General features: G+C 32.7%; 39 protein-coding genes and 3 pseudogenes. 41 read left to right on the top strand and 1 reads right to left on the bottom strand.

Annotated features, from left to right (window positions below):
• Position 1: 1 nt before the first annotated feature.
• From rplW to C4B25_RS02790, 39 genes and pseudogenes are all read left to right on the top strand, one after another.
• Positions 2-364 (top strand): annotated as a pseudogene (gene rplW, locus C4B25_RS04720) (50S ribosomal protein L23); the annotation flags it as partial.
• A gap of 81 nt (positions 365-445) precedes the next feature.
• Positions 446-1,291, top strand: coding sequence for a 50S ribosomal protein L2 (gene rplB, locus C4B25_RS02960; protein WP_131613568.1), 846 nt, complete (start codon positions 446-448; stop codon positions 1,289-1,291).
• Positions 1,291-1,566, top strand: a complete 276-nt coding sequence (gene rpsS / locus C4B25_RS02955) for a 30S ribosomal protein S19 (protein ID WP_131613567.1) — start codon at positions 1,291-1,293, stop codon at positions 1,564-1,566. The genes rplB and rpsS overlap by 1 nt, the downstream gene beginning before the upstream one ends.
• Positions 1,566-1,901: a 50S ribosomal protein L22 gene (gene rplV, locus C4B25_RS02950; protein ID WP_131613566.1), complete on the top strand. Its 336-nt coding sequence runs from the start codon at positions 1,566-1,568 to the stop codon at positions 1,899-1,901. Before rpsS ends, rplV begins: the two co-directional genes overlap by 1 nt.
• A gap of 8 nt (positions 1,902-1,909) precedes the next feature.
• Positions 1,910-2,560 (top strand): 30S ribosomal protein S3, encoded by a 651-nt coding sequence (gene rpsC, locus C4B25_RS02945; protein ID WP_131613565.1) that lies wholly within the window; start codon positions 1,910-1,912, stop codon positions 2,558-2,560.
• Positions 2,560-2,973, top strand: a complete 414-nt coding sequence (gene rplP / locus C4B25_RS02940; RefSeq protein WP_131613564.1) for a 50S ribosomal protein L16 — start codon at positions 2,560-2,562, stop codon at positions 2,971-2,973. The genes rpsC and rplP overlap by 1 nt, the downstream gene beginning before the upstream one ends.
• Before the next feature lie 5 nt (positions 2,974-2,978).
• Complete coding sequence (gene rpmC / locus C4B25_RS02935; protein ID WP_335904856.1) at positions 2,979-3,179, top strand: 50S ribosomal protein L29; 201 nt, start codon at positions 2,979-2,981, stop codon at positions 3,177-3,179.
• Positions 3,179-3,445 carry a 30S ribosomal protein S17 gene (gene rpsQ, locus C4B25_RS02930; protein WP_131613562.1) on the top strand — a complete coding sequence of 89 codons (267 nt, stop codon included), beginning with the start codon at positions 3,179-3,181 and terminating at the stop codon, positions 3,443-3,445. The genes rpmC and rpsQ overlap by 1 nt, the downstream gene beginning before the upstream one ends.
• Positions 3,445-3,813 (top strand): 50S ribosomal protein L14, encoded by a 369-nt coding sequence (gene rplN / locus C4B25_RS02925; RefSeq protein WP_131599202.1) that lies wholly within the window; start codon positions 3,445-3,447, stop codon positions 3,811-3,813. The genes rpsQ and rplN overlap by 1 nt, the downstream gene beginning before the upstream one ends.
• A 9-nt stretch (positions 3,814-3,822) precedes the next feature.
• Positions 3,823-4,137 (top strand): 50S ribosomal protein L24, encoded by a 315-nt coding sequence (gene rplX, locus C4B25_RS02920; RefSeq protein ID WP_131613561.1) that lies wholly within the window; start codon positions 3,823-3,825, stop codon positions 4,135-4,137.
• 12 nt (positions 4,138-4,149) lie between these two features.
• Positions 4,150-4,695, top strand: a complete 546-nt coding sequence (gene rplE / locus C4B25_RS02915; protein WP_131613560.1) for a 50S ribosomal protein L5 — start codon at positions 4,150-4,152, stop codon at positions 4,693-4,695.
• Positions 4,696-4,705: 10 nt separating this feature from the next.
• A complete protein-coding gene (locus tag C4B25_RS02910) occupies positions 4,706-4,891 on the top strand; it encodes a type Z 30S ribosomal protein S14 (protein WP_131613559.1) in 186 nt (61 codons plus the stop codon).
• 7 nt (positions 4,892-4,898) lie between these two features.
• On the top strand, positions 4,899-5,291 hold the full coding sequence (rpsH, locus tag C4B25_RS02905) for a 30S ribosomal protein S8 (RefSeq protein ID WP_472793368.1): 393 nt from the start codon (positions 4,899-4,901) through the stop codon (positions 5,289-5,291).
• A 3-nt stretch (positions 5,292-5,294) separates the two neighbouring features.
• Positions 5,295-5,444, top strand: a pseudogene (rplF, locus tag C4B25_RS05115) (50S ribosomal protein L6); the annotation flags it as partial.
• A gap of 130 nt (positions 5,445-5,574) precedes the next feature.
• Positions 5,575-5,769: a 50S ribosomal protein L6 gene (gene rplF / locus C4B25_RS05110; protein ID WP_335904855.1), complete on the top strand. Its 195-nt coding sequence runs from the start codon at positions 5,575-5,577 to the stop codon at positions 5,767-5,769.
• 2 nt (positions 5,770-5,771) lie between these two features.
• The gene (gene rplR / locus C4B25_RS02895) at positions 5,772-6,119 is read left to right on the top strand and encodes a 50S ribosomal protein L18 (protein ID WP_131613557.1); all 348 of its coding nucleotides are present in this window, start codon (positions 5,772-5,774) and stop codon (positions 6,117-6,119) included.
• Entirely contained in the window at positions 6,119-6,766 is a 648-nt protein-coding gene (gene rpsE, locus C4B25_RS02890; RefSeq protein WP_131613556.1) for a 30S ribosomal protein S5, read from the top strand. Before rplR ends, rpsE begins: the two co-directional genes overlap by 1 nt.
• Before the next feature lie 9 nt (positions 6,767-6,775).
• Positions 6,776-7,006: a hypothetical protein gene (locus C4B25_RS05065; RefSeq protein WP_418763733.1), complete on the top strand. Its 231-nt coding sequence runs from the start codon at positions 6,776-6,778 to the stop codon at positions 7,004-7,006.
• An 82-nt stretch (positions 7,007-7,088) separates the two neighbouring features.
• Positions 7,089-7,163 (top strand): uL15 family ribosomal protein, encoded by a 75-nt coding sequence (locus tag C4B25_RS05105; protein WP_472793367.1) that lies wholly within the window; start codon positions 7,089-7,091, stop codon positions 7,161-7,163.
• A 3-nt stretch (positions 7,164-7,166) separates the two neighbouring features.
• On the top strand, positions 7,167-8,585 hold the full coding sequence (gene secY, locus C4B25_RS02880) for a preprotein translocase subunit SecY (RefSeq protein ID WP_131613555.1): 1,419 nt from the start codon (positions 7,167-7,169) through the stop codon (positions 8,583-8,585).
• Positions 8,579-9,058 carry an adenylate kinase family protein gene (locus tag C4B25_RS02875; protein WP_246004292.1) on the top strand — a complete coding sequence of 160 codons (480 nt, stop codon included), beginning with the start codon at positions 8,579-8,581 and terminating at the stop codon, positions 9,056-9,058. The genes secY and C4B25_RS02875 overlap by 7 nt, the downstream gene beginning before the upstream one ends.
• A complete protein-coding gene (locus tag C4B25_RS04900) occupies positions 9,021-9,173 on the top strand; it encodes an adenylate kinase family protein (RefSeq protein WP_246004291.1) in 153 nt (50 codons plus the stop codon). Before C4B25_RS02875 ends, C4B25_RS04900 begins: the two co-directional genes overlap by 38 nt.
• On the top strand, positions 9,173-9,925 hold the full coding sequence (gene map / locus C4B25_RS02870) for a type I methionyl aminopeptidase (protein WP_131613554.1): 753 nt from the start codon (positions 9,173-9,175) through the stop codon (positions 9,923-9,925). Before C4B25_RS04900 ends, map begins: the two co-directional genes overlap by 1 nt.
• Positions 9,925-10,140 (top strand): translation initiation factor IF-1, encoded by a 216-nt coding sequence (gene infA / locus C4B25_RS02865; RefSeq protein ID WP_131613553.1) that lies wholly within the window; start codon positions 9,925-9,927, stop codon positions 10,138-10,140. Before map ends, infA begins: the two co-directional genes overlap by 1 nt.
• 67 nt (positions 10,141-10,207) lie before the next feature.
• Positions 10,208-10,321: a 50S ribosomal protein L36 gene (gene rpmJ, locus C4B25_RS02860; RefSeq protein ID WP_131599177.1), complete on the top strand. Its 114-nt coding sequence runs from the start codon at positions 10,208-10,210 to the stop codon at positions 10,319-10,321.
• Between the two features lie 11 nt (positions 10,322-10,332).
• Positions 10,333-10,698, top strand: a complete 366-nt coding sequence (gene rpsM / locus C4B25_RS02855; protein ID WP_131613552.1) for a 30S ribosomal protein S13 — start codon at positions 10,333-10,335, stop codon at positions 10,696-10,698.
• Between the two features lie 6 nt (positions 10,699-10,704).
• Positions 10,705-11,100: a 30S ribosomal protein S11 gene (gene rpsK, locus C4B25_RS02850; protein ID WP_131613551.1), complete on the top strand. Its 396-nt coding sequence runs from the start codon at positions 10,705-10,707 to the stop codon at positions 11,098-11,100.
• A gap of 1 nt (position 11,101) precedes the next feature.
• The gene (locus C4B25_RS02845) at positions 11,102-12,097 is read left to right on the top strand and encodes a DNA-directed RNA polymerase subunit alpha (RefSeq protein WP_131613550.1); all 996 of its coding nucleotides are present in this window, start codon (positions 11,102-11,104) and stop codon (positions 12,095-12,097) included.
• Positions 12,097-12,425, top strand: a pseudogene (gene rplQ, locus C4B25_RS05055) (50S ribosomal protein L17). Before C4B25_RS02845 ends, rplQ begins: the two are co-directional and overlap by 1 nt.
• 86 nt (positions 12,426-12,511) lie before the next feature.
• Positions 12,512-14,551 carry an Mbov_0121 family peptidase domain-containing ABC transporter gene (locus C4B25_RS02835; RefSeq protein ID WP_131613549.1) on the top strand — a complete coding sequence of 680 codons (2,040 nt, stop codon included), beginning with the start codon at positions 12,512-12,514 and terminating at the stop codon, positions 14,549-14,551.
• Positions 14,526-14,912: an MAG1140 family protein gene (locus C4B25_RS02830; RefSeq protein ID WP_418763732.1), complete on the top strand. Its 387-nt coding sequence runs from the start codon at positions 14,526-14,528 to the stop codon at positions 14,910-14,912. The genes C4B25_RS02835 and C4B25_RS02830 overlap by 26 nt, the downstream gene beginning before the upstream one ends.
• A 16-nt stretch (positions 14,913-14,928) precedes the next feature.
• Positions 14,929-15,381 carry an rRNA maturation RNase YbeY gene (gene ybeY / locus C4B25_RS02825; RefSeq protein WP_131613547.1) on the top strand — a complete coding sequence of 151 codons (453 nt, stop codon included), beginning with the start codon at positions 14,929-14,931 and terminating at the stop codon, positions 15,379-15,381.
• A complete protein-coding gene (locus C4B25_RS02820; RefSeq protein ID WP_131613546.1) occupies positions 15,381-15,761 on the top strand; it encodes a diacylglycerol kinase family protein in 381 nt (126 codons plus the stop codon). Before ybeY ends, C4B25_RS02820 begins: the two co-directional genes overlap by 1 nt.
• Complete coding sequence (cdd, locus tag C4B25_RS02815) at positions 15,748-16,140, top strand: cytidine deaminase (protein ID WP_131613545.1); 393 nt, start codon at positions 15,748-15,750, stop codon at positions 16,138-16,140. Before C4B25_RS02820 ends, cdd begins: the two co-directional genes overlap by 14 nt.
• Complete coding sequence (gene era / locus C4B25_RS02810; protein WP_131613544.1) at positions 16,140-17,012, top strand: GTPase Era; 873 nt, start codon at positions 16,140-16,142, stop codon at positions 17,010-17,012. Before cdd ends, era begins: the two co-directional genes overlap by 1 nt.
• A gap of 213 nt (positions 17,013-17,225) precedes the next feature.
• On the top strand, positions 17,226-18,578 hold the full coding sequence (locus tag C4B25_RS02805) for a glycine--tRNA ligase (RefSeq protein WP_131613543.1): 1,353 nt from the start codon (positions 17,226-17,228) through the stop codon (positions 18,576-18,578).
• 92 nt (positions 18,579-18,670) lie between these two features.
• On the top strand, positions 18,671-20,431 hold the full coding sequence (dnaG, locus tag C4B25_RS02800) for a DNA primase (protein ID WP_131613542.1): 1,761 nt from the start codon (positions 18,671-18,673) through the stop codon (positions 20,429-20,431).
• Positions 20,432-21,673, top strand: coding sequence for an RNA polymerase sigma factor (locus C4B25_RS02795; protein ID WP_131613541.1), 1,242 nt, complete (start codon positions 20,432-20,434; stop codon positions 21,671-21,673). It begins immediately after the preceding gene.
• Entirely contained in the window at positions 21,666-22,454 is a 789-nt protein-coding gene (locus C4B25_RS02790; RefSeq protein WP_131613540.1) for a Nif3-like dinuclear metal center hexameric protein, read from the top strand. Before C4B25_RS02795 ends, C4B25_RS02790 begins: the two co-directional genes overlap by 8 nt.
• Positions 22,455-22,472: 18 nt before the next feature.
• Here C4B25_RS02790 and C4B25_RS02785 read toward each other — a convergent pair whose 3' ends face one another.
• Positions 22,473-22,961 carry a DJ-1/PfpI family protein gene (locus C4B25_RS02785; RefSeq protein ID WP_168380684.1) on the bottom strand — a complete coding sequence of 163 codons (489 nt, stop codon included), beginning with the start codon at positions 22,959-22,961 and terminating at the stop codon, positions 22,473-22,475.
• A 42-nt stretch (positions 22,962-23,003) separates the two neighbouring features.
• On the opposite strand from C4B25_RS02785, the gene C4B25_RS02780 reads away from it, so the two are divergent.
• Positions 23,004-23,825 (top strand): deoxyribonuclease IV, encoded by an 822-nt coding sequence (locus C4B25_RS02780; protein WP_131613538.1) that lies wholly within the window; start codon positions 23,004-23,006, stop codon positions 23,823-23,825.
• 49 nt (positions 23,826-23,874) lie between these two features.
• A complete protein-coding gene (rpmG, locus tag C4B25_RS02775) occupies positions 23,875-24,027 on the top strand; it encodes a 50S ribosomal protein L33 (RefSeq protein WP_131613537.1) in 153 nt (50 codons plus the stop codon).
• Positions 24,028-24,059 lie beyond the last annotated feature (32 nt).

Here is a 24,059-nt window from a genome sequence, read left to right as displayed (position 1 = left end):
AATGAATAGAAACGAAGTTATAAAATACCCAATTCTTACAGAGAAATCATATGCATTAATGGGTCAAGGTGTTTACACATTCGCTGTAGACAGAAGAACAAATAAAACTGAAGTTAAGAAAACAGTTGAGTTCATCTTTGGAGTTAAAGTAGCAAAAGTTAATATTGCTAACGTAGCTAAAAAGGCAACTAAACTTGGAAGATATGCAGGATTCACAACAGCATACAAAAGAGCAGTTATCACATTAAAAGAAGGACAAATTAACATTTTCCCAGAGGAAGCTCCAGTTCAAGAAGCTCCAAAAGCGGCAAAAGAAGTTAAAAATGAAGGACCTTCAGAAGCTGAATTAAAAGCAGCAGCAAAAATTAAAGCAAAAGCAGAAGCTAAAGAAGCAGAAGCAAAACCAGTTAACAACCGCAAACATTTTCAAACAAAGGAGAAAAACATGGCAATTAAAAAATATAAAGCCACTACCAATGGTAGACGTCACATGACATCTCTAGATTACAAGAAAAATCTATCAGGTCATGCACCAGAAAAATCATTGATGGCACCATTAAAGTCTCACGCTGGTCGTAACAACTCAGGTTCTATAACAGTTAGACACAAGGGTTCAGGGGTTAAGCGTAAATATAGAATTATAGACTTTAAGAGAAATAAAGACGGTATTCCAGCCGTAGTTACAACAATTGAATATGATCCAAATAGATCAGCAAACATTTCATTAGTTGTATATAAAGATGGAGAAAAAAGATATATTCTGTCACCAAAAGGTATTGAATTAGGACAAGAAATTGTTTCAGGAGACAAAGCTGACATTAAAGTTGGTAATGCACTTCCATTAAAATTCATTCCAGAAGGTACAACAGTTCACAACGTAGAAATGCACCCAGGACATGGTGGACAACTAGCTAGATCAGCTGGTACATCAGTACAAATCCTAGGTAAAGACGAAGATGGTAAATATGTTATCGTTAGACTTAAATCAGGTGAAGTTAGACGTATTCTAGCTACATGTAAAGCAACTATTGGTGTTGTCGGAAACGAAGAACACTCATTAGTAAACTGAGGTAAAGCCGGTCGTAATAGACACAGAGGTATTAGACCTACAGTTCGTGGTTCTGTAATGAACCCAGTAGATCACCCACATGGTGGTGGTGAGGGTAAACAACCTATTGGTAGAAAAGCCCCAATGACACCTTGAGGTAAAAAAGCTCTTGGAGTTAAAACAAGAGATAAGAAGAAAGCTTCTACTAAATTAATTATAAGAAGAAGAAAGGGGAGTAAATAATGGCTAGATCACTTAAAAAAGGTGCTTTCATTGATGATCATTTAATGAAAAAAGTAGTAGCAATCGTTGAAAACGGTGCTCCTAAAAAACCAATTAAAACTTGATCAAGAAGATCAACAATCTATCCTAACTTTGTTGGACTTAATTTCCAAGTTCACAATGGGAAAGACTTCCTTGATGTATTTGTAACAGAAGATATGGTAGGACACAAACTTGGAGAATTCGCGCCAACAAGAACATACACAGGGCACGGGAAAGACAAAGGTAAGAAATAATGGCAAAAGCAACAGCATCAGTTAAATTACAAAGAGTCTCACCAAGAAAAGCTAGATTAGTAGCTGACCTATTCAGACACAAACACGTGTCAGAAGCAATCGCAATTCTAAACAATACAAATAAGAAGTCAACAGTTTTATTCTTAAAACTACTTAACTCAGCAATCGCAAATGCCGTAAATAATCACGGGATGAACGCTGAAAAATTAGTTGTAACAGAAGTTACAGTTAATGAAGGACCAACATTAAAAAGATTTCAACCAAGATCACAAGGTAGAGCTTACTCTATCTTAAAAAGAACTTCACACCTAGCTGTGACAGTGGAAGAGAAATAGGAGGCATCATGGGACAAAAAGTTAATCCAAATGGATTCCGTTACGGGATCACTAAAAAACACGAATCAACTTGATATGCTGACAAAGCAGATTTCGCAGGATACCTGTTAGAAGATCAAAAAATCAGACAATATGTTGAGAAATTCGTAAGAACTTACCAAATTGGTAAAGTTGAAATTACACGTACACAATCAGAAGATGTTACTTTAACAGTACATACTGCTAAACCTGGTGTACTATTAGGTGAAAATGGGTCAAACCTAGAAAAATTCACTAATGATATTAAAAAACACACAAGAAACAGACAATTAAAACTAAACGTTAAAGTTGTTACAATTCAAAAACCAGAACTAAACGCTAGATTACTAGCTGAAGAAATCGCTGTTAAACTAGAAAACCGTGGTTCTTTCCGTGCAGCTCAAAAAATGGCTATGAGATCATGTCTAATGGCTGGAGCTAAAGGGATTAAAACACAAGTATCAGGTCGTTTAAACGGTGCTGATATGGCTAGAGCAGAAGGTTACCAAGAAGGTATCATGGCTCTACATACACTAAGACAAGATGTGGATTATGCTCAAGCTACTGCACGTACAACTTACGGTGCAATTGGTATTAAAGTATGAGTTTCACTAGGAGAAATCCTGGAAGGAAGTAAATAATGTTACAACCTAAAAGAACAAAATATAGAAGACCTTTTAGAATTTCACACGAAGGTGTTGCAAAAAGAGGTAAAACAGTTGCCTTTGGTGACTTCGGATTACAAGCTGTAACTTCAAACTGAATTACAAACCGTCAAATCGAAGCTGCTCGTATTGCTATCACTCGTGCTATGGGTCGTGAAGGACAAGTATTCATCAGAATCTTCCCTCACCTATCAAAAACAGCTAAACCTATCGGAGTACGTATGGGTAAAGGTAAAGGTTCACCAGATAAATGAGTAGCGGTTGTTAAAGAACAAACAATCATGTTCGAAGTAAATGGTGTATCAGAAGAAATCGCAAGAGAAGCACTAAGACTAGGTATGCACAAATTACCAGTTAAATGTAAAATAGTAGCTAAGGAGGCCAAATAATGTTAATGAAAGAATTAAACTCAAAATCAATCGAAGAGCTTCAAACATTAATTGAAGACCTTAAAGCAGAACTATTCATGCTTAGATTTAAAAACTCAACAGGTCAATTAGACCAAACTAACAAAATTAATCTTGTTAGAAAAGATGTAGCTAGAGCGTTCACAGCTATAAACGCTAAAAAAGCAGAAGTAAAGGAAGGTAAATAATGGAAAGACAAACATCACGTAAATCATTAAATGGTTTTGTTGTTTCAACTAAAAATGAAAAAACAGTTGTTGTAGCTGTTGAAACATATAAAAAACACCCACTTTACGCTAAGCGTTTTAAATCAACAAAAAGATATCAAGTACACGTTGAAGGAATCGAAGTTGCTATGGGTGACTTTGTAAGAATCGACGAGTGTAGACCAATGTCAAAAACAAAAAGATTTAGACTAGTAGAAGTACTAGAAGCTAAGAAAGAAGGTAAGTAATGTTACAAGAAATGTCAAGAGCTAACGTTGCTGATAATTCTGGAGCAAAAGAAGTAGGTATTATTAGAAACTTAGGTGGTTCAGTAGTGAAAACATCTAATATCGGAGACGTAGTAGTATGTTCAGTTAAAAAAGCTACACCAAATGGTGCAGTTAAAGCTGGAGCAGTAGTACGTGCCGTAATCGTTCGTTCAACTTACGGAGTGAAGCGTAAGGATGGATCACACATTAAATTTGACGATAACGCAGTAGTTATCATCAATGATAATAAACAACCAAAAGGTACACGTGTATTTGGACCAGTAGCAAGGGAACTGCGTGAGGCAGGATACATGAAAATTGTATCTCTAGCACCAGAGGTTATTTAAGGAGTCGTTATGAAAATAAGAAAAAATGATGAAGTTATAGTAATCGCAGGTTCAGAAAAAGGGAAAATCGGTAGAGTTCTATCAGTTAACCCAAAAACACAAAGAATCACTGTAGATAAAATTAATATAGTTAAAAAACACGTAAAACCTTCACAAACAAACCCAGATGGTGGAATCCAAGAAATGGAAGCACCAATTCATATCTCAAATGTTGCGATATATGTTAAAGCTGGTAAAGATAAAGCAGCAAACTCAAGAGTTGGATACGAAATTAAAGATAACAAGAAGATTAGAATTGCTAAAAAAACAGGAAAAGCAATTTAATAAGGAGCAATTATGACATTAAAAGAAAAATACAATAACGAAGTTGTTAAAGCACTTCAAGAAAAATTCAACTACAAATCATCAATGCAACTTCCAAAAATCGAAAAAATCGTGATCAACCAAACAGCTGGTAATGAAGTTTCAAACTCAAAAGCTATTGAGGAAGTTCTAAAAGAACTAGAAGCAATTACTGGTCAAAAACCATTAGCAACTATTGCTAAAAAATCAAATGCATCATTCAAACTAAGAGAAGGAATGCCAATGGGAGGGAAAGTTACATTACGTAGAGACCGTATGTGAGACTTCCTAAATAAATTAATCTCAGTTGCAATTCCTCGTATTAGAGACTTTAGAGGTGTAAATGATAAAGCTTTCGATGGTAGAGGGAACTTCTCTCTAGGTATCAAAGAACAAATCATTTTCCCAGAAATTGACTTTGATAAAGTAAGAAAAGTAAGAGGGATGGATATTATTATTGTTACTTCAGCTGAAACAGATGAAGAAGCAAAAGAACTGTTAAAACTACTAGGAATGCCTTTTGTTAAGGCAGCAAAATAAGGAGAGAATTATGGCAAAAAAATCATTAAAAGAAAAACAAAAGAAATCAGCTAAATTCTCTACTAGAGAATATACAAGATGCGAATTATGTGGACGTCCACGTTCAGTAATCAGAAAATTCAAGGTATGTCGTGTTTGCTTTAGAAAATTAGCACACGAAGGTAAAATACCTGGTGTAAGAAAGGCGAGTTGATAATATGGGAATTATTACAGATCCAATTGCAGATATGCTTGTTAGAATCAAGAATGCAAACCAAAGAAAACACAAGGATGTAGCTATGCCACATTCAAAAGTTAAGGAAAACATCGCAGTTATCCTAAAATCAGAAGGTTTCATCTCAGGATTCTCAGTAGCGGGCGAAGGCAAAGATAAAAAAATAACAATTGCACTTAAATATAAAGGTGCTCAAAGAGCGATTACAGGGGTTAAGAGAATTTCTAAACCTGGTTTACGTGTTTACGCTGGAGCTGAAGACTTACCAAAAGTTCTTTCAGGATTCGGTACAGCAATCATTTCTACTTCAAACGGAATCATTACAGATAGGGAAGCAAGAAAAGCCAACGTTGGTGGCGAAGTATTAGCTTACGTGTGATAGTCTATGTCTAGAGTAGGTAATAGAGTTATCAACATCGCTGAAGTAAAAGGTGCAAAAGGAACAATCACTCGTGAATTTTCACCACTAATCGCAATTGAAGTAAAAGAAGGACAAGTAACAACAGTTCGTGCAAATGAAAATAAGCACACTAAACAATTACACGGTACAACAAACGCTCTAATCAATAACATGATTATTGGTGTATCACAAGGGTTCAAAAAAGAACTTATTATTAAAGGTGTTGGTTACAAAGCCGCACTACAAGGGAAAGAACTAGTAGTTAATGCTGGTTACTCACATTACAGTTGAAGTTACAAAACAAACTGAAGTATCAGTATCAGGTATTGAAAAAGAAAAAGTTGGACAATTAGCAGCAATCATCAGAGACATAAGAAGACCAAACCCATATTCAGGTAAAGGAATTATGTACAAGGATGAGATCATCAGAAGAAAAGAAGGAAAGGCAGCAGGTAAATAGTAATGGCAAAATTATCAAGAAACGAATCTCGTAAAAGAAAACATTTACGTATTAAGAATAAATTAGCAGCTACATCACCAAGAATAGTTGTCTTCAAATCTCTAAAGAACATTGAAGTTCAATTAATCGATGATGCTCAAGGTAAAACATTAGCAGTTACTTCATCACTTACACTTAAATTAGAAAACGGTGGAAATGTTGAAGCTGCTAAAACAGTAGGAGCAGACTTTGGTAAAAAAGTTGCAGCTCTTAAATTAGAAAAAGTGGTATTTGACCGTTCAGGTTATGTATATCACGGTAGAGTACAAGCGCTAGCAGACGCAATCAGAAACGAAGGAGTTAAATTCTAATGGCAGAAAACAAAGAAACAAAAACAGTAGAAGTAGTAGCAACTAAACCAGTTGCAGCACCTAAAGCTCCCGCAGCTGGTGCAAGAAACGCTTCTAACGCAAGAAACAACAACGGACGTAGACCTCAAAGAGGAAACGGACGTAGAAGATTCAACAACAGAAGACAAACAGAGTTTGAAGAAAAAGTTGTTAACATCGCAAGAGTTACAACAGTTGTTAAGGGTGGGCGTAGATTCTCATTCTCAGCACTAGTTGTTGTTGGTAACAAAAAAGGTAAAGTTGGTTGAGGTTGAGGAAAAGCAAACGAAGTTCCTGACGCAATCAGAAAAGCCATCAAAGACGCACGTAACAATATGATCGTTGCGCCAATCATTGATAAGAGAACAGTACCACATGAACAAACAGGTATATTCTTAGCATCAAAAGTTCTAGTTAAATCAGCTCCAAAAGGTAAGGGAATCATCGCTTCAGGTGCTATCCGTACAGTTGTTGAGCTTGCAGGATACACAGATATCTATACAAAATCACTTGGTTCAAGATCTAAAACTAACTCAGTTAAAGCTACAATCGACGCTCTTAAAAACTTAAGAACAGTTGAAGAAATCGCAAAATTAAGAGACGTTAAAGTTTCTGACATAACAGGATAGGAGATTTTTATGAAATTACACGAATTAAAATCAACAGAAGGATCAAGAAAACTAAGAACTAGAAAAGGACGTGGACACGCTGCTGGTAAAGGTAAAACTGCGGACAAAACAAAAGATCAGGTGGAGGAGTACGTCCAGGATTTGAAGGGGGACAAAACCCATGATTCAGACGTCTACCTAAACGTGGATTTACAAACGTTAACCACGTTGAATACGAAACAGTTAACCTTTCAACATTAGATAAAGCTTTCAAAGCTAATGATGTTGTAACTAAAGAAATTCTTTTAGAAAAAAGAATCACTAGAAGAAAAACAATGCCAGAATCCAAGTTCAAGCTATTTCAGCTTCTGCTAAAGAAGCAATTGAAGCAGCTGGAGGAAAAGTAGAGGTTAAATAATATATGCGTAACAAAATCTTAAATGGTTGAAGGGGTACATCCGCTTTCTTCCGTAATACAAAGAGCAAAACTAAAAACTTTTTTAGAAATAAGCAACTGCTTACTAAGATTTTGTATACGCTATTACTATTATTAATCTTTAGGATAGCAGCCACAATTACTGTGCCTGGTGTTAAAGCTTTTAATACAAATGCCGCAACCGATCCTTCATCATTCTTAGGTTTGATGGATATGATGGGTGGTGGAGCAATAAAGAGATTCTCAATCGTAGCATTGGGAATTTCTCCATATATTACAGCATCCATTTTGATGACGATATTGCAGTCGGAATTCTTCCCTCCAATATATCGATTAGCCAATTCAGGTGCTGCTGGTAGAAGGAAAATAAACATAATAACTAGGTGGTTAACACTTATATTTGGTATTTTCCAAGCTATCACAATAGCAAAATCATTCGAATCACAAGGATTCCTAACAATAATTCCATCATTAAATACACCATGATTTATTTACTTTGGAATTCCAGTTATTTTGTTAGCAGGTTCAATGTTTACATTGTTCCTGGGTGAACAAATTACTCAAAAAGGTGTTGGTAATGGTACTTCATTAATTATTTTTTCAGGTGTAGCTGTAGGGTTACCTTCAAAATTTAAATTAGCATATGACTTCTTTGTTTCTTCAAACGGAGGGGCAAGTACATTTGTAGGTATTATTAACTTTGTTGGATATATAGCGCTATTCTTAGTTCTTATATTCGTCATTGCTTATATTTATAAATCAGAACGTCATATACCATTGCAACAAACAGGTAGAGGTTTAACACAAGATAAGAAACAAATGTCTAGATTGCCTATTAAGGTTAATACGGCTGGAGTTATGCCCGTTATGTTCGCGGCACTTATAGTTGTTATACCTTTACAAGTAGCTCAATTATTACCGAGATATTCTGAATCAAGATTCTGAATTGAACACAATATGAGATTTACAGATCCAATTGGGTTATCACTATACATACTAGTTATTCTAATATTCACACTAATTATGTCTATATTAATCTTCACACCTTCAAAAGTGGCGGAGAACTTCTCTAAAAACGGGACATTCATCCCAGGGATTAGACCAGGGGAAGAAACAGAAGTTTATTTAACAAAGGTATTATTAAGATTAGCTGTATTCTCAGCGATATTCTTATCAGTTATCTCTGCTTCTTCTTATGTAGAACAAATTTTAGGAATGGATAGAAATATAACATTTAGTGGTACATCACTAATCATTCTAGTGTCAGTTGCTATTGAAACGTTAAATCAAATTAAGACCAGGGGTAAATCTGGTAAAATTACCAAAATACAAAAACATAAAATGGTATCTAAAAACAAAAAAGGTACTAAAGAGGATAACTCTACAGGAGGGTTACTATGATAAACAAATTTATATTTCTAGGGCCTCCAGGTGTAGGAAAAGGTACTTTAGCTTCAAAATTATCTGAAACAAAAGGTATAAAACATATTTCTACAGGTGATATCTTTAGAGCTGAAATCAAAAACAAAACAGATTTAGGTTTAAAAGTTATCGATATAACATCAAGAGGAGAATATGTTCCTGACGAAATCACAAATGAAATCGTTAAGAATGTTCTTGAATCAAAAGAGATACAAGAATCAGGATTCCTTCTAGATGGGTACCCAAGAACAATAAATCAAGCAGAATTCCTTATTAAAGAGGATCTGCAACCTCAAAAGGCTATTCTATTGGAAGCACCAACAGAGGTTATTGTCGAAAGACTAAGTGGAAGAAGAGCTTGTCAAAAATGTAAACAAAACTACCACATAAAATATAATAATTCAAAGAGCAGATGACATGCCTGAAGCGATCCAAAAACGTCTTGAAGTTTATAAAAATCAAACAAAAGTTTTAATTGATTTTTACGAAAAGCAAGGAATTTTGGTAAAATTTAATGCAGATAAGAAACCAGATGACATATTTGCTGATATCGAAAGAGAGCTATTTTAATGATTAGTATAAAATCAAAAGATGAGATAGCTAAATTAAAGAAATCAGCTGCTATCCTGGCCGAAGTTAAGCAAGAGCTTAAGACTTTAGTAAGACCAGGGGCGACAGGATTAGAACTTGATACTTATGCGGAAAAACGTATAAGAGAACTTGGTGGAACTCCATCCTTCAAAGGATATATGGGATTCCAACATACATTATGTATTTCACTTAATGAAGATCTAATTCACGGTATACCAAACAATATTAAATTTAAAGATGGAGATATTGTAAAGATTGATATGGGTGCTGTCTATAAAGGATATCACTCAGATTCAGCTTTCACTATCGGATTAGGGACCATCTCTAAACAAGATAAAAAGGTTATCGATGTTGCTGAGCAGTCATTCTATAAAGGAATTGACGCCATTAAGCCCGGAGCACGTATAGGTGACATTGGTCACGCTATTGGATCATTTGTTGATTCAAAAGGGTTATACGTACCCGATGATTTCACAGGACATGGAATTGGTTCATCATTACATGAAGAACCTTACATACCAAATTATGGTAATCCAGGAACTGGACCATTATTAAGAGATGGTATGGTTATATGTATCGAGCCTATGATAATGCAAGATACAGAAGAAGTAGTTATTTTAGAAGATGGATGAACTGTTCGTTCAATTTCAGGAAAAAATACTTCACATTACGAACAAACTATCTTAATTGAAAATGGATACCCAGTTATCCTAACAGAGAAGGAGGACTAATGGCTTCAAATGCTATTAAAATGGAAGGGAAAGTAACAGTAGCGCACTCTACAATGGAATATGACGTTCAACTAGAGAACGGCGTAATCATCAAGGCCCGTGTTTCAGGTAAAATCCGTGTACACCACATTCGCATTTTACCTGGTGATACTGTAGATGTAGAAGTTTCCCCATATGACTTAACACGCGGGAGAATCGTGTATAGACACAAATAATGTCTATAAGCATTCACTAATAAACAAACAAAACAATTTTTAAGAAAATTAACAGGAGAACAATTATATGAAAGTAAGAGCATCAGTAAAAAAGATGTGTAAAGACTGTAGAACTATCAAGAGACGTGGAGTGGTTAGAGTTATTTGTAAAACTCCTAAGCACAAACAAAGACAAGGTTAAGGAGATAAATTATGGCACGTATATTAAATATCGAAGTACCTAACGACAAAAGAGTCGTTATCTCACTAACTTACATTCACGGAATTGGAAGCTCACTGTCAAAACAAATCTTAAAAGAAACAAACATCGATGAAAGCACAAGAGTTAAAGATCTAACAGATGATCAACTTAACGCTATTCGTCAAGCTGCAAACAAATACACAACAGAAGGTGATTTACGTAGAGACGTTGCATTAAACATTAAACGTCTTATGGAAATTAAAGCGTATAGAGGATTACGTCACAGAAGAGGACTTCCAGTTAGAGGTCAAGTGACTCAAAAGAATGCACGTACAAGAAAAGGCCCAAGAAAAACTGTGGCCGGTAAGAAAGGTTAAACCATAATGGCAAAGAAAATCAAAGCTAAAAAAGCTAAAAAGAAAAACATTACAACTGGTGTAGCCCACATTCACTCTACACACAACAATACAATCATCACATTCACAGACGAACAAGGTAACGCATTCGCTTGATCATCATCAGGTGCTATCGGTTACAAAGGTTCAAAAAAATCAACACCTTATGCAGCACAATTAGCAGCAGCTGCAGCAGCTGATTCAGCTAAAGAACACGGACTAAAAGAAGTACGTGTTGAATTAAAAGGTACAGGTCCAGGTAAAGATTCAGCTAGAAAACAACTAGAAATCTCAGGACTAAAAGTAACTCAAATTAAAGACGTTACACCAGTTCCACACAACGGAACAAGACCACCTAAAAAAGTATTAAGAAGAAGAGGTTAATATGGAAAAATTTATGAAACTAGCATACTCAGAAATTAAAAAACAAAGAATCTCAGAGTACGAAACAGCATTTACAATTCAACCACTTGAAAGAGGCTTTGCAAACACATTAGGAAACGCTATTAGAAGAGTTCTTCTATCATCAGTTACTGGTGTAGCACCTTTTGCGACAAAAATTGCTGGTGTGTCTCATGAATTCCAAACACTTGCAAATGTTGAAGAAGACGTTGTACAATTAATTCTTAATTTAAAAGAACTTAAATTTACATACAACCCAGAAATTATTAAAGATGAAGAAATTTATACAATTTCAATTAAATCTCCAAAAGGAGAAGTTACAGCTGCTGATTTAATATTACCAGTTGGAATGGAAATTGTTGACCCAACACAACACATCGCTACAGTTTCAAAGGCTAAAGCGTTAGAACTTGAACTATTCGTTAGATCAGGTAGAGGTTTTGTTGGATTTGATAAAAATAAAGATTTCGTTAAATCAGTATCAACACAAATTGAAACTAAATTAGCATCAGGAAACATTATTGCTATCGATTCAGATTTCTCACCAATTAAACAAGTTGCTTACGAAACAAAAGAATTAAACTCATCAGCTCCTATTATTCAAGAAGCTTTAGAGTTTAAAATTAAAACAAATGGTTCAGTGGAAGCTAAAGACGCATTAGCTCAAGCTGCAAACATCTTAATGTCTCACTTAGCAATCATGCAAGATATTTCAAACCTAGATGCAGAGGAAGTATTTGAAGAAGCTAAAAAAGCTGAAGAAAATTCAAAATCACTTTCACTGTCAATCTCTTCATTAGATCTTTCAGTAAGATCATACAACTCTCTTAAGAGAGCCGGATACAACAAGGTTGCAGATATTTCAAACTTAACATTATCAGAACTTGAGAACATCAAGAACTTAGGTAAAAAATCAGTTTCAGAAATCATCGAAAAACTTGAAACTCACGGAATCACATTTAAAGAAGGAGACGAATAATGGCTAACCCAACACAATTATTTAGAAGAAACGCTGAATGAAGAAAAGGTGTTATGCGTTCATTAGTAACTGATGTTATCGTTTACGGTAAAATCACTACTACTGAAACAAGAGCTAAAGTAAAAAGAATACTTTAGCTTCTAGACGTCAAGCTGCTGCTTACCTAAGAAATGTTAAAACAACAGATGGTAAAGCAACTGCTCTACAACACTTATTCAACGTTGTAGGTCCTAAGTACAAAGACAGAAACGGTGGTTACACACGTGTAATCAAACTGCCTGCAAGACTTGGTGACAACTCAAAAATGGCGATTGTAGAACTAGTTTAGTTTAATAATACTAACTTATTACAGTTATAGAAACCCTTATGGGGTTTTTATTTTGCAATTTTTTATTTTAAAACACATATTAGTATATGAGAATAAAAAAACAAGAAGATATTAAAGATTGTGGAATTTCTATTTTACAAGCATTTCACAATTATTTTTACAATAGATGAATCAATATCAATATTTTCAAGAAAAAGGCTTTATATGGCTTAAAAGGTATTAATGTTGAAGGGATGTGCGAGTTGGCACGAGTCTTTGGTATGAAACTTTCCCCTATGAAAGGTAATATAGAGGCATTGAAAGATTTAAAACTGTCAAAACCTATAATTGCTTTAATTGGTAACGAAGAAGAAAATCATTATGTCATTATTGAAAAGATACGTAAACGTCATTTGAAGATAACTGATCCTATGACTGGACAAACTGAATGGATTCCATTCAAAAAATTCCAATTCCAATTTTTGGATATCATTATTTATGTTGAAAAAATTGGGTATTCACACAAACACGTAAAAGTCAATTCTATATTTGAATATCTTACGCAATTCAAAACATTAATCCCTCTACTGTTAATTTCAACTTTAATCTCTATACTTGTTTTATTTTCTTCATCATTTTTTATGAAAATAATCATGGATCAAGTTATACCCGGCGCACTTAACAAGACTTTGATAGTTCTTTTTGTTGGGTTTGTAACAATGAGTGTTTTGGGGGCGTTGAATAATGGTTTTAAGAATTTTGTTATTTATAAAATGTCTTTACAAATATCTATGGAAATAACTAATAAATTTAATAATAAAGTTAAGAATGTTAAGTTGATGGAGTTGCAAAAATTAACTAGAACAGATTTGATGAGAAGAGCTGCCTTCATAGAACCTATTTCACTCTTTATATCTTCAACTGTTTTTTCTATTTCTTCAGAAGTCCTGATGTGCTTAATTTCTTCTGTTGTGCTTATTTGGATAAATGTTAAATTATTCCTAATATCAGCAATAGTTATGTCATTATTGTTAATTTCTACTCTTATAAGTCAAACAATTTTAAATAAGAAGTATGGTAAATATATAAAAAGTCAAATAGAGAACGCTACAATTAATTTAGATTCGCTTGGTATGAGCAAACAATTGAAGAATCCCTCGTTAAAAACCTTTTTCTTAATTAAACAAAGTGAGTGTTTATACAATTTTAAAAAAATAGATAAGAAAATTTGAATAATCAACAATATTTACGAGGTTATCGAAACGATTATTACCAGTATTTCTCCATTGGTAATAGTTGTTATAGCTACTAATTATGTGATTGAATCCAAACTATCGATAGGTTCATTGATATTGTATATTTCTATGTTTCACTTCTTTGTTAATCCGACAACATCAATAGCGAATGTTGTTGTTAAATTTCCTTTGATAAAAAAAGAAATGGATATGTTGCAATATGTATTGGATTTCAAGGAGGAAAAAATAAATCTAAAAGGTAAACAAATCAAAGAAATAAAGAATATTAAACTTTCGAACATATCTTTTGGTTTTGAAACTGGTAAAACACTATTGAAAATTAAACAATTTGAAATCAATAAACATATAAGGCTCAAAGGTGAAAACGGGTCAGGTAAAACAACATTTCTAGATATCATAAGTACTAATTACAACATTCCTGGAGTTTACTACAATAATTTAGAAACAAAATACTACAACTTAAATCAATTAAGGGAATCAATTTTCAGGATTGATCCATCTGATTATTTGCCAAGTGTTAAAGTCATTGAATATCTAACTAATAACAACGCAAAACAATACAAGGTGTTTCTCGAAAATTATCAAACTTTTCACTTGGATGAAATTATTAAAAAAATGAATATTTCTTTGGATAAAAAAATGATTAATAATGCTTCTAATTTTTCGTCAGGTCAAAGACAAATGATACAGTTATTAAAATTATTTACTAAAGAATATAAAATAATTATGCTTGATGAAGCGTTTGATAATATTGAGAAAGAAAATTGTGAAAAAGTGATAAGTTCAATAAGTGATTTGCATAAAAACGCTCTTTTTATAGAAATATCTCATAATAATATATTTGTAAAAAAAGGTAAGGAGGTAAATGTTGAGTCATTTAAGCAAAATTAAAAAATGAGTTTGAATAAGCTTTACGTTAATCCTACTATTGTTGGGAGGGGTGACATATTATGTTTTAACCAGAAAAATAGAAAAATACATAGTGGTAAAAATCAAAGTTTCAAAAAACAGCATTGATAAAATATTGATGAATTCTCAAGATGTTATTTTAGTGAATAAAGACTCTAAAATGAGGATTAAATTAATGCATAAATATTATGATGTGACTATTGAAGAGATTGAGGATAAAAAAGATGGTAAAACAGAGGTGGTGATAAAAGAAAAAATACCTGATTTTACAATAGGTAGCACTTTAGAAGCAAGGATAATTTATTCTTCTATTCCAGTTTGAGAAAAAATCATTGAACGATAGTGTTATAATTCTTTTGATGAATAAAATACACATAACAAACAACACAAAATACAACTTTGAACATGAACAATTATTCGAACAAATAGTATCTTTGGTTGGAGGACAATTTAATACAGATGCACCTATTGAGGTTAGTGTGATTATTGTTGACAACAAAGAAATAAAAAAATTGAATAATGAATATAGAGGAAAAGATTACGCAACTGATGTTCTTTCGTTTCCGCAAGGTGCGATTGAATTAAGAGAACAAATAGGTTACTACTTAATGGGTGATATTTTCATCTCTTGAGAAAAAATTGAAGAACAAGCAATTCTATTTGGGCACACCACAAAGAGAGAATGATCATATTTATTTACTCATGGTATGCTACATCTATTTGGTCTTGATCACATGACACCAGAGGAAGAAACACATATGAATTCTTTGGCGTATGAGGTTATGGAAAAGATTGAAGTGGGTAGAGAGTAATGAAAAAATTTATAAAAAAAACACAACGTAAATTTCTCTATGCATTAATCGGTCTTTGAGTGACTGTTAAAGAAGAAAAATCATTATTAACCCACATGTTAATCACAGCAGTGGTTATTGGATTGGGTATATGAGTGAAATTATCATTAACTCATTGAGCAATTTTGGTGATTACCATTTCCATTGTAATGGGATTCGAAGTTCTTAACACGGCTATGGAAGCCTTGGTTGATATGATCTCTTTTCAATATAATTTAAAAGTTAAAAAAGTTAAAGATATTGCAGCGGGAGCAACTTTACTAGTTGCAATTGCAGCAATTGTTGTTGGTATGTTGATATTTATTCCGGAATTTAAGGATATAGCACATGGTATTAGATAAACTAAAAGAATTACAAGAAAATGCATATGCACCCTACTCTAATTTTAGGGTGGCTGCCATTTTGATTGACAAAGAGGGAAAAGAGTGAAAAGGAGTAAATGTTGAAAGTGCATCATATGCACCAACAAATTGTGGTGAAAGAAGTGCGCTTTTTTCAGCTATTTCAAATGGAGTTAAAGCCAAAGAATTTAAAGAAATACACATCATCGGAGGATCAGAGGATAAGATAATATCTCCGTGTGGTGTTTGTAGACAAGTTATGATTGAATTAATGCCTATCGAAGCAAAGGTATTCCAATATTCAGTGAATGGCGAAGTAAGGATTAATACAGTTGGTGAATTGCTTCCATTTGGATTTGATAAAGGAGATTTAGAATAATGAAAACAGGATTCGTAGCGATATTAGGAAGACCAAACGTTGGTAAATCAACTTTATTGAATGCAATTATGGATTATAAGGTATCTATAACTTCAGATAAACCTCAAACAACAAGGGATCAAATTAGAGGTATTTATAATGATAAAGATTCACAAATAATCTTTATCGATACTCCGGGGATTCATAAACCAAAACAAAAACTTGGAGAATCATTAAATGAAGCATCTTATAAAGCATTGGAAGATGTTGACGTAGTATTATTCTTACAACCAGCCGATGAAAAAATCGGACCTGGGGATAAAATGATTTTGGAAAAGATAAATAAACAAAAGAACAAGGTTGCTATCTTAACAAAAGTTGATTTAGAAGATGATTTTGAATTATTGAAAGAAAAAGCAGAAATTCTGAAAAATGAATATGGTTTCGAAGTTGTTCTTGGAACATCCGTTGAAATTCAAAGAACAGTAGATCAAGTTATTAAAGAACTTAAGGAAAGATTGCCAGAAGGTCATAAATTTTATGATACAGATCAATTAACTGATAAGTCTTTAAGATTCATTGCGAAAGAAATAATTAGAGAATCCGCAATCAACATGCTAAGGGATGAATTGCCTCACTCTATCGGTGTTGAAATCATGGAGTTTAAAGAACGCGAAGAACAATATGACATTAGCGCACGTATTTATTGTGAGAGAGAATCTCAAAAAGGTATTATTGTAGGTGCACAAGGTTCAAAAATTAAAAGAATTGGAATTTCAGCCAGAAAAAAAATGGCTTATACATTCGATCAAAAAATTCATCTTGACTTAAAAGTTAAAGTGAATAAAAATTGAACTGAAGATGTTCAAAAAATTAAAAAAATGGGTTATTAGCCCATTCTTTTTTTAATTAAAAAAACATTTAATTTATTAATATCCAAAAGTTGTTTTGAGTTATAATTTATTCAAGACAACGAAGGGCTTGGAAACCTGGAGTCGAAAATTAAATATTAAATAAGAATCCTTTGAGGGTGGAACGTTGGTCCCTCAATTAAGGGTTTTTTTATTTTTAAAATAAAAACCCGAATTATAAATAAAGGAGAAAATATGAAAAAAGATATGCAAACAATAGTAAACCACCTTAAACAATCAGGTTTTGTTTTTCAAGGATCAGATATTTACGGAGGGCTTTCAAACACGTGAGATTATGGTCCATTAGGAGTTCTTTTAACAAAAAATGTAAAAGAAGCTTGATGAAGAGAGTTCATCACTAAGGAGCCACATAACTATGGTATAGATGCCAAAATTTTAATGAATCCAAAAGTTTGAGAAGCTTCAGGACATGTTGGTAACTTCTCAGATCCATTAGTTGAAAATAAAACAAATGGTAAAAGATACAGAGCTGATAAGTTAATTGAGGAACATAATCCTGAAATCAATGCTGAAATTATGTCAAAAGAAGAAATGGAAGCATACTTAAATGAGCACATAACAAAATATGAAGGTGCTGAAACAGAGTGAACTAAAATAAGGGAATTTCATTTGATGTTCGAAACACAACAAGGAGTTGTTGTTGATAAAAAATCAACAATTTTCTTAAGACCAGAAACTGCTCAAGGTATTTTTGTTAACTTTGCAAACGTACAAAGATCTCAAAGAGCTAAAGTCCCATTTGGTATTGGTCAAATCGGTAAGTCATTCCGTAATGAAGTAACTCCAGGTAACTTTATTTTCCGTACAAGAGAATTTGAACAAATGGAATTAGAATACTTTGTTAAACCAGGTGAGGATGATGAAGCATACAAATATTACATTGATAAAGCAATGAAATTCATTTTGTCGCTAGGTGTTAAAGAAGAAAACGTTAAATTTAGAGAACATGACAAAGAAGAATTAGCACACTACTCAAAAGGTACAACAGATGTTGAATACAACTTCCCATTTGGTTGAGGAGAATTGCTAGGAGTTTCAAATAGAACTGATTTTGACCTAAAGGCACATGCTCAACACTCAGGGGAAAAATTAGAGTACAGAGATCCAATGACAAACGAAGTTTATACACCTTACGTAATCGAACCTTCATTTGGTATGGACAGACTTGTTCTTACTCTTATTTGTGACGCTTATGAAATTGAACAATTAGAAAATGATGAGAGGGTTGTATTGAGATTAGATAAAAAATTAGCACCTTACCGTGCTGCAATCTTGCCGTTAACTAAAAAGATTTCAAAAGAAGCAAAAGAGGTGTTTGCATCATTAATTGATGAAGGGTTCTCAGTGTCATTTGATGAGGCTGGATCAATTGGTAAACGTTATAGAAGACAAGATTCTATTGGTACACCATATGCAATAACATTTGATTATGATTCACTTGAAGATAATATGGTTACAGTTAGACACAGAGATACAATGGAACAAGAAAGAATTGCTATCTCAGAAATTGCAAATTACATAAAATAAGAATAATTAAGTAAAGGTTAAAATCCTTTATTTTTCTTTTTATTACATAAAAAGGTGGTAAAATTAAAGTAATTAACGAATGGTGAGGTCCAATGCAAAGAATAAATGTTTTTGAACAAATTAAGGAATCTACTGATATCGTTTCTGAAGTTTCAGTATATGTTGACTTAGTTAAAAAAGGTAAAAACTATTGAGGTGTATGTCCTTTTCACGATGATACTTCACCTTCTATGTCTGTATCACAAGAAAAACAGATGTTTAAATGTTTTGTGTGTAATGTTGGTGGTAATGTTATTAATTTCATTGCTGAATTTGAAAAAATTACATATGTAAACGCCACTAAGAAATTAGCTGATAAGGTTGGTATCCCCTTCAACCTGAAGGATTCCAAACACAAAGAATATAATGAAAAAGATCAAAAAATTCTTGAGGTTTTAAAAGAGGCTATGAACTTTTTTCAATATTCCCTTTCTACAACAGAAGAAGGAACACAAGCTTTAGAATACTTAAAAGGTAGAGGGTTGACACAACAATATTTAGATAAATTTTCTATTGGTTATGCACCAAAAGAAGGGTTGGTTAAATTCTTAAGGACAAAAGGATATGATGATTCAGTTTTAATAAATGCATCGCTAGCCACAGAAAATATGCATGATTTTTTCAGAGAAAGAATTGTGTTTGGTATTAAAAATAATTATGGGCAAATAGTTGGATTTTCAGCTAGAACATTAGATCCAAATATTAAAGCAAAATATATAAATTCTTCAGATGTTAGTGTTTTTAATAAATCGAATATTTTATACAATTATTCTGCTGCTGAACAAATGATAAGAAGAAATAAAGAAATAATTATCACGGAAGGATTTATGGATGTTATCGCTTTAGATAAAGCAAATATATACCATGCTGTTGCTATTATGGGTACAGCATTAACTGAGGAGCACACCAAAGTATTGAAAAATACAACTGTGGCTCTTATGTTGGACTCTGATAGAGCTGGTATTGCTGCAACCATCAAATCTATCAAAGTGTTATTGAAATACAATCAAGACATATTTGTTGTAAAAAACACTTCTGGATTAGATCCTGATGAATACTTCAACAAACACGGAGCTATCGACTTACAAAAGTTAACGCAAAATAGAGAACATGCTTTAGAGTTTATTTTCAGAATGCACGAAGAAAAATATGGTAACGATTCTCCAGAGAAAGTTGATGCCTTTGTTAAGTCATTTACCAGTTACTTGAAAAACGTCAATGACACTTATAGAGATTTCTATATTCAAAAATTAGTTAACAATCTTGGTGTTTCAAAAGAAACTGTTATGAGCAAAGTTGGAATACTAAAAACTCAGCAACCAAAACAAGAAGTGTTGAAACCATATGTTCCGCAACCTCCAAGAACTGAGGAATTTGTGATTGTTGACATTCCTAGTCAACAGGTGACCAATGACAAACAAATAGATGAAAACAAATGATCACTGCAATTGTTATCAGCAATGATGAGAAAACCAATATTGATTAATTTAGCAATGAAAAGAGAAATTAATTTCTCGGATCCAATGTTAGTGTTAATTTCCAAATATTTAATAGATGCTAAGAATGGCAATGTTAAAAAGGTTAGTCCTGATATGTTGAATAACATGTATGGGATAAAAGGTTACATAAAAAATGATAGTGATTTACCCAATGAAACAGAGTTTAGTGATATGATTAATAGGATTAATAAGGCCGCTAGACCAAAGGCCCTCAAAAAATTACAAAATAAATTTAATGATGACAAGCTAGATGACAAAGAAAAAATCAAACTTTTAGAGTCAATGATTAAGTTGCAAAAAGAAAGAGAGAAATAAATGGCAAAAGTAGTAAAAAAGAATTCGTATGATGCAATAGTTAAACTATTGAAAGCAGAACAAAATAAAAAATCTAAAAAACAAAAGAAAGATATTATCTTTTCACAAGAGGAAGTTTTTGAAATACTTAACAAGAAAAAATTATTTGTTTCAGAAGAAGGTGCTGATGAGTTATTAGCAACTCTTATTGAAAATAAGATAATCGGTACAGAGATAGATGAACATGACTTTGATGAAGTTAATGAGTACGACCTTCAAGATGGAAGAGTAAAAGAAGAAAGTATTTCATTACAATCATTCGATGAAACTCAAGAGATTTCACTTTCAAACATTTCAACAGCTGCACATATTGAAGATAAACAATTATCAAACAAATTAACAGAAACAGATGATATTGTTAAGTGATATATGCGTTGAATCGGTAAGTATGGTAAATTGCTTAAACACGATGAAGAAATTGAATTAGCGAAGAGAATAGAAAAAGGTGATAAAAGAGCCAGAGAGATTCTTATTCGTAGAAACTTACGTCTTGTAGTTAACTTAGCTAAAAAATACAAAAATAGAGGATTGTCATTTATCGATCTTATTTCAGAGGGGAATGCTGGACTATTAAAAGCGGTATCTAAATATGAATGAGAACGTGGATTTAAGTTTTCTACATATGCAACATGATGAGTTAGACAAGCGATAACACGTGCAGTTGCTGATCAAGCGCGTACTATTCGTGTACCAGTTCACATGGTTGAAACAATTAATAAATTAATTAAAATCGAAAGAGAGTTACACCAAGAATTAGGGCGTAAACCAACAGATGAGGAATTAGCTGTTGAATATGGTGGTGGATTTACTGCTGAAAAAGTACAATACATCAGAAAAATAAACATTGACCCTATTTCTCTTGATAAACCAATTGGTAAAGAAGATGATTCTTCATTCTCAGATTTTGTTGAAGATGATTCAGCAACATCACCAGTTGATTTCGCTGCAAATGAAGAATTACGTAAAGTTTTATTACAAATTCTTGACACATACCTTGAAGAACGTGAAAGAGAAGTTATTAAAATGCGTTATGGAATCGGTGAAGATGAGAATGGCGAAAGAATGAGAGCTCATACACTTGATGAAATCGGTGAAAAGTTTGATGTTACACGTGAAAGAATTAGACAAATAGAATCAAAAGTTCTAAGAAGGCTAAGACACCCACAAAAAAGAAGAAAACTAAAAGATTTCATTAATGCTTAATAAAAAGGTAACTGTTAAAAAAGTTACGAATGTTCTAGAAGAACTATTTCCACTAAAACTTGCTGAAGAGTGAGATAAAGTTGGGATTCAAATCGGGAGTCCGAAAAAGATTGTTGAAAATATAGTAGTAACTATGGAAATAACAACGAAAGTTATTGACTTTGCGGTTAAAAATAAAGCTGATTTGATTGTAACTTTCCACCCATTCCTATTTAATGATTCTGATTTTGAAGTAAAACCAGTACAACCGTGAAAAAAGAAAATTCATAGTCGATTGATTAAAACTGGGATTGCGACATATTCAATGCACACAGCATTCGATAAAGAACCAAAAGGGATGCGTTTGGCTGCATTAAGGAAACTTGGATTAGAAAAGGGTGCAAAAATGATTAAGGGTCTCGAATACGGGACGCTTATCAATTGAGAAGGAACGTTGGGACAATTGATGCAATTGTTTAAAGAAAAGATGAAATCAAGTGTAACGTTAACAAATGTTGAAAAAAAGAGGACAAAAATTAATAAAGTCGCTTTTATTCCGGGTTCTGGTTCCATTGAAGGAATTCAAACCGCTTGAAAAGAAAATGATATTGATCTAGTTGTTACTTCAGATATTAAATGATCGGAATGAGTTACAATTAACGAAGAGGGGATTTCTATAATGGAAGTTTCTCATATTGTTGAAGATGTATTTACGGAACATATTTACAACTTTTTAACAAAAGCATTTAAAGATATTAACATACACATGATTGAATTCGAACCAATTATAAAACACATATAGAAAAAAATAAGCTGATGCTTATTTTTTTATGTATTTAGATACTTCTTTTGCGAAACTGATAGTTGATAAATAATCTCTACCTGTTATTACGTTACCACTGATTTCACACTCTGAATTTGTTGATTTGGGCAAGTTTAATCCAGGTCAACATGTAAAAGTTTTATCTTTTAAAATGTTGGCTTGATGAAGTAATAATGGAGCTGCACAAATCGCAAACACACCTTTGTTTTTATTGTAGAAATCAAGGATTATTTCTGTGGTTCTATTGAAATTTTGGAAATGCACACCTGATTTACCACCAGGTATGAATAAATGTTCATAATTGTCGAAATTAATGCCATCAATTGGAATAGTATCTATCTTTGCGAAATATGAACCTTTAACTTCTTTTTTATTATGTATTGAAATCAAATCAAAATCAATTTCCTCTCTTGTTCAAAAATCTATCGCACCAATTAGTTCGGTATCTTCAAACCCATCTGCTACAAGTATTGCTATATTTTTCATATCGCCTCCTACATTCATTATATATTAAGATATAATTTTCATATGATAAAAATAGGAGCACATGTTTCTTTTTCTAAAAAAGGAAACTATTTAATTGGAGCAGGTGAATCTGCTAAAAAAATGGGAGCTAATGCAATGATGATTTATCTTGGAGCCCCACAAAATACAAGGAGAGCTGATATAAGTGAGTACGGATTAGAAGAGTATATGGAAAAATTTTCTGAAGTGGTAAAACCAAAGGATATTGTTGTGCATGAACCGTACATAATCAATCCTTCTTCATTAGATAAAGCTGAATTTGCTGAAAAAATGTTAATTGCTGATGCTGAAAGAATGAATTATATAGGGGCGAACATAATGGTTGTACACCCTGGTGCAAGCACTAAATTTGATAGACAAGAGTCTATTGAAAGGTTAGTTTTAACTGTTAAAAACGTCTTAAAAAATACAAAAGATGTTGATATTTGTTTGGAAACAATGGCAGGAAAGGGCACAGAAGTTGGTAAAACATTTGAAGAGTTGTCATATGTCATAAAACAAGTTAATTCCGAAAGGGTTGGTATTTGTTTAGATACTTGTCACGCTTGAGATGCTGGTTACAACCTAAAAGATCTCAAATCTGTAATCAATGAACTTAAAGAAAATGACTTATTAGATAGGGTTAAAGTCTTACATATAAATGATTCTAAAAACCCTATTTCAGCCCATAAAGATAGGCATGAGAACATTGGGAAGGGTTTTATAGGACTAGAAACATTAAGGGAAATTGTTAATGCACCAGAGTTCGAAGGGGTACCTATGATTTTGGAAACTGATGGAAAAGATATTTATGATAAGGAAATAAAAATGTTAATTAGTGTATAATAGATTTACTATTTAATAGAACAATAACAAAATATTAAAGGAGAACAACATGGCTAGAGATGGAATCATTTTAAGATGTGCTGACTGTAAAATGGAAAATTACATTACTAAGAAAAACAAGAAAACTCAAACTGAAAAACTTGAAGTTTCAAAACACTGTCACAAATGTAATACACACACAACACACAAAGAGAAAAAATAATTTTCTCTTTTTTTATACCCATTTTTTATTTA

It is taken from the genome of Mycoplasma todarodis, assembly GCF_004335995.1.
GTDB lineage: Bacteria > Bacillota_I > Bacilli_A > Mycoplasmatales > Metamycoplasmataceae > Mycoplasma_K > Mycoplasma_K todarodis.
This window is presented reverse-complemented; position numbering and strand designations above follow the sequence as displayed.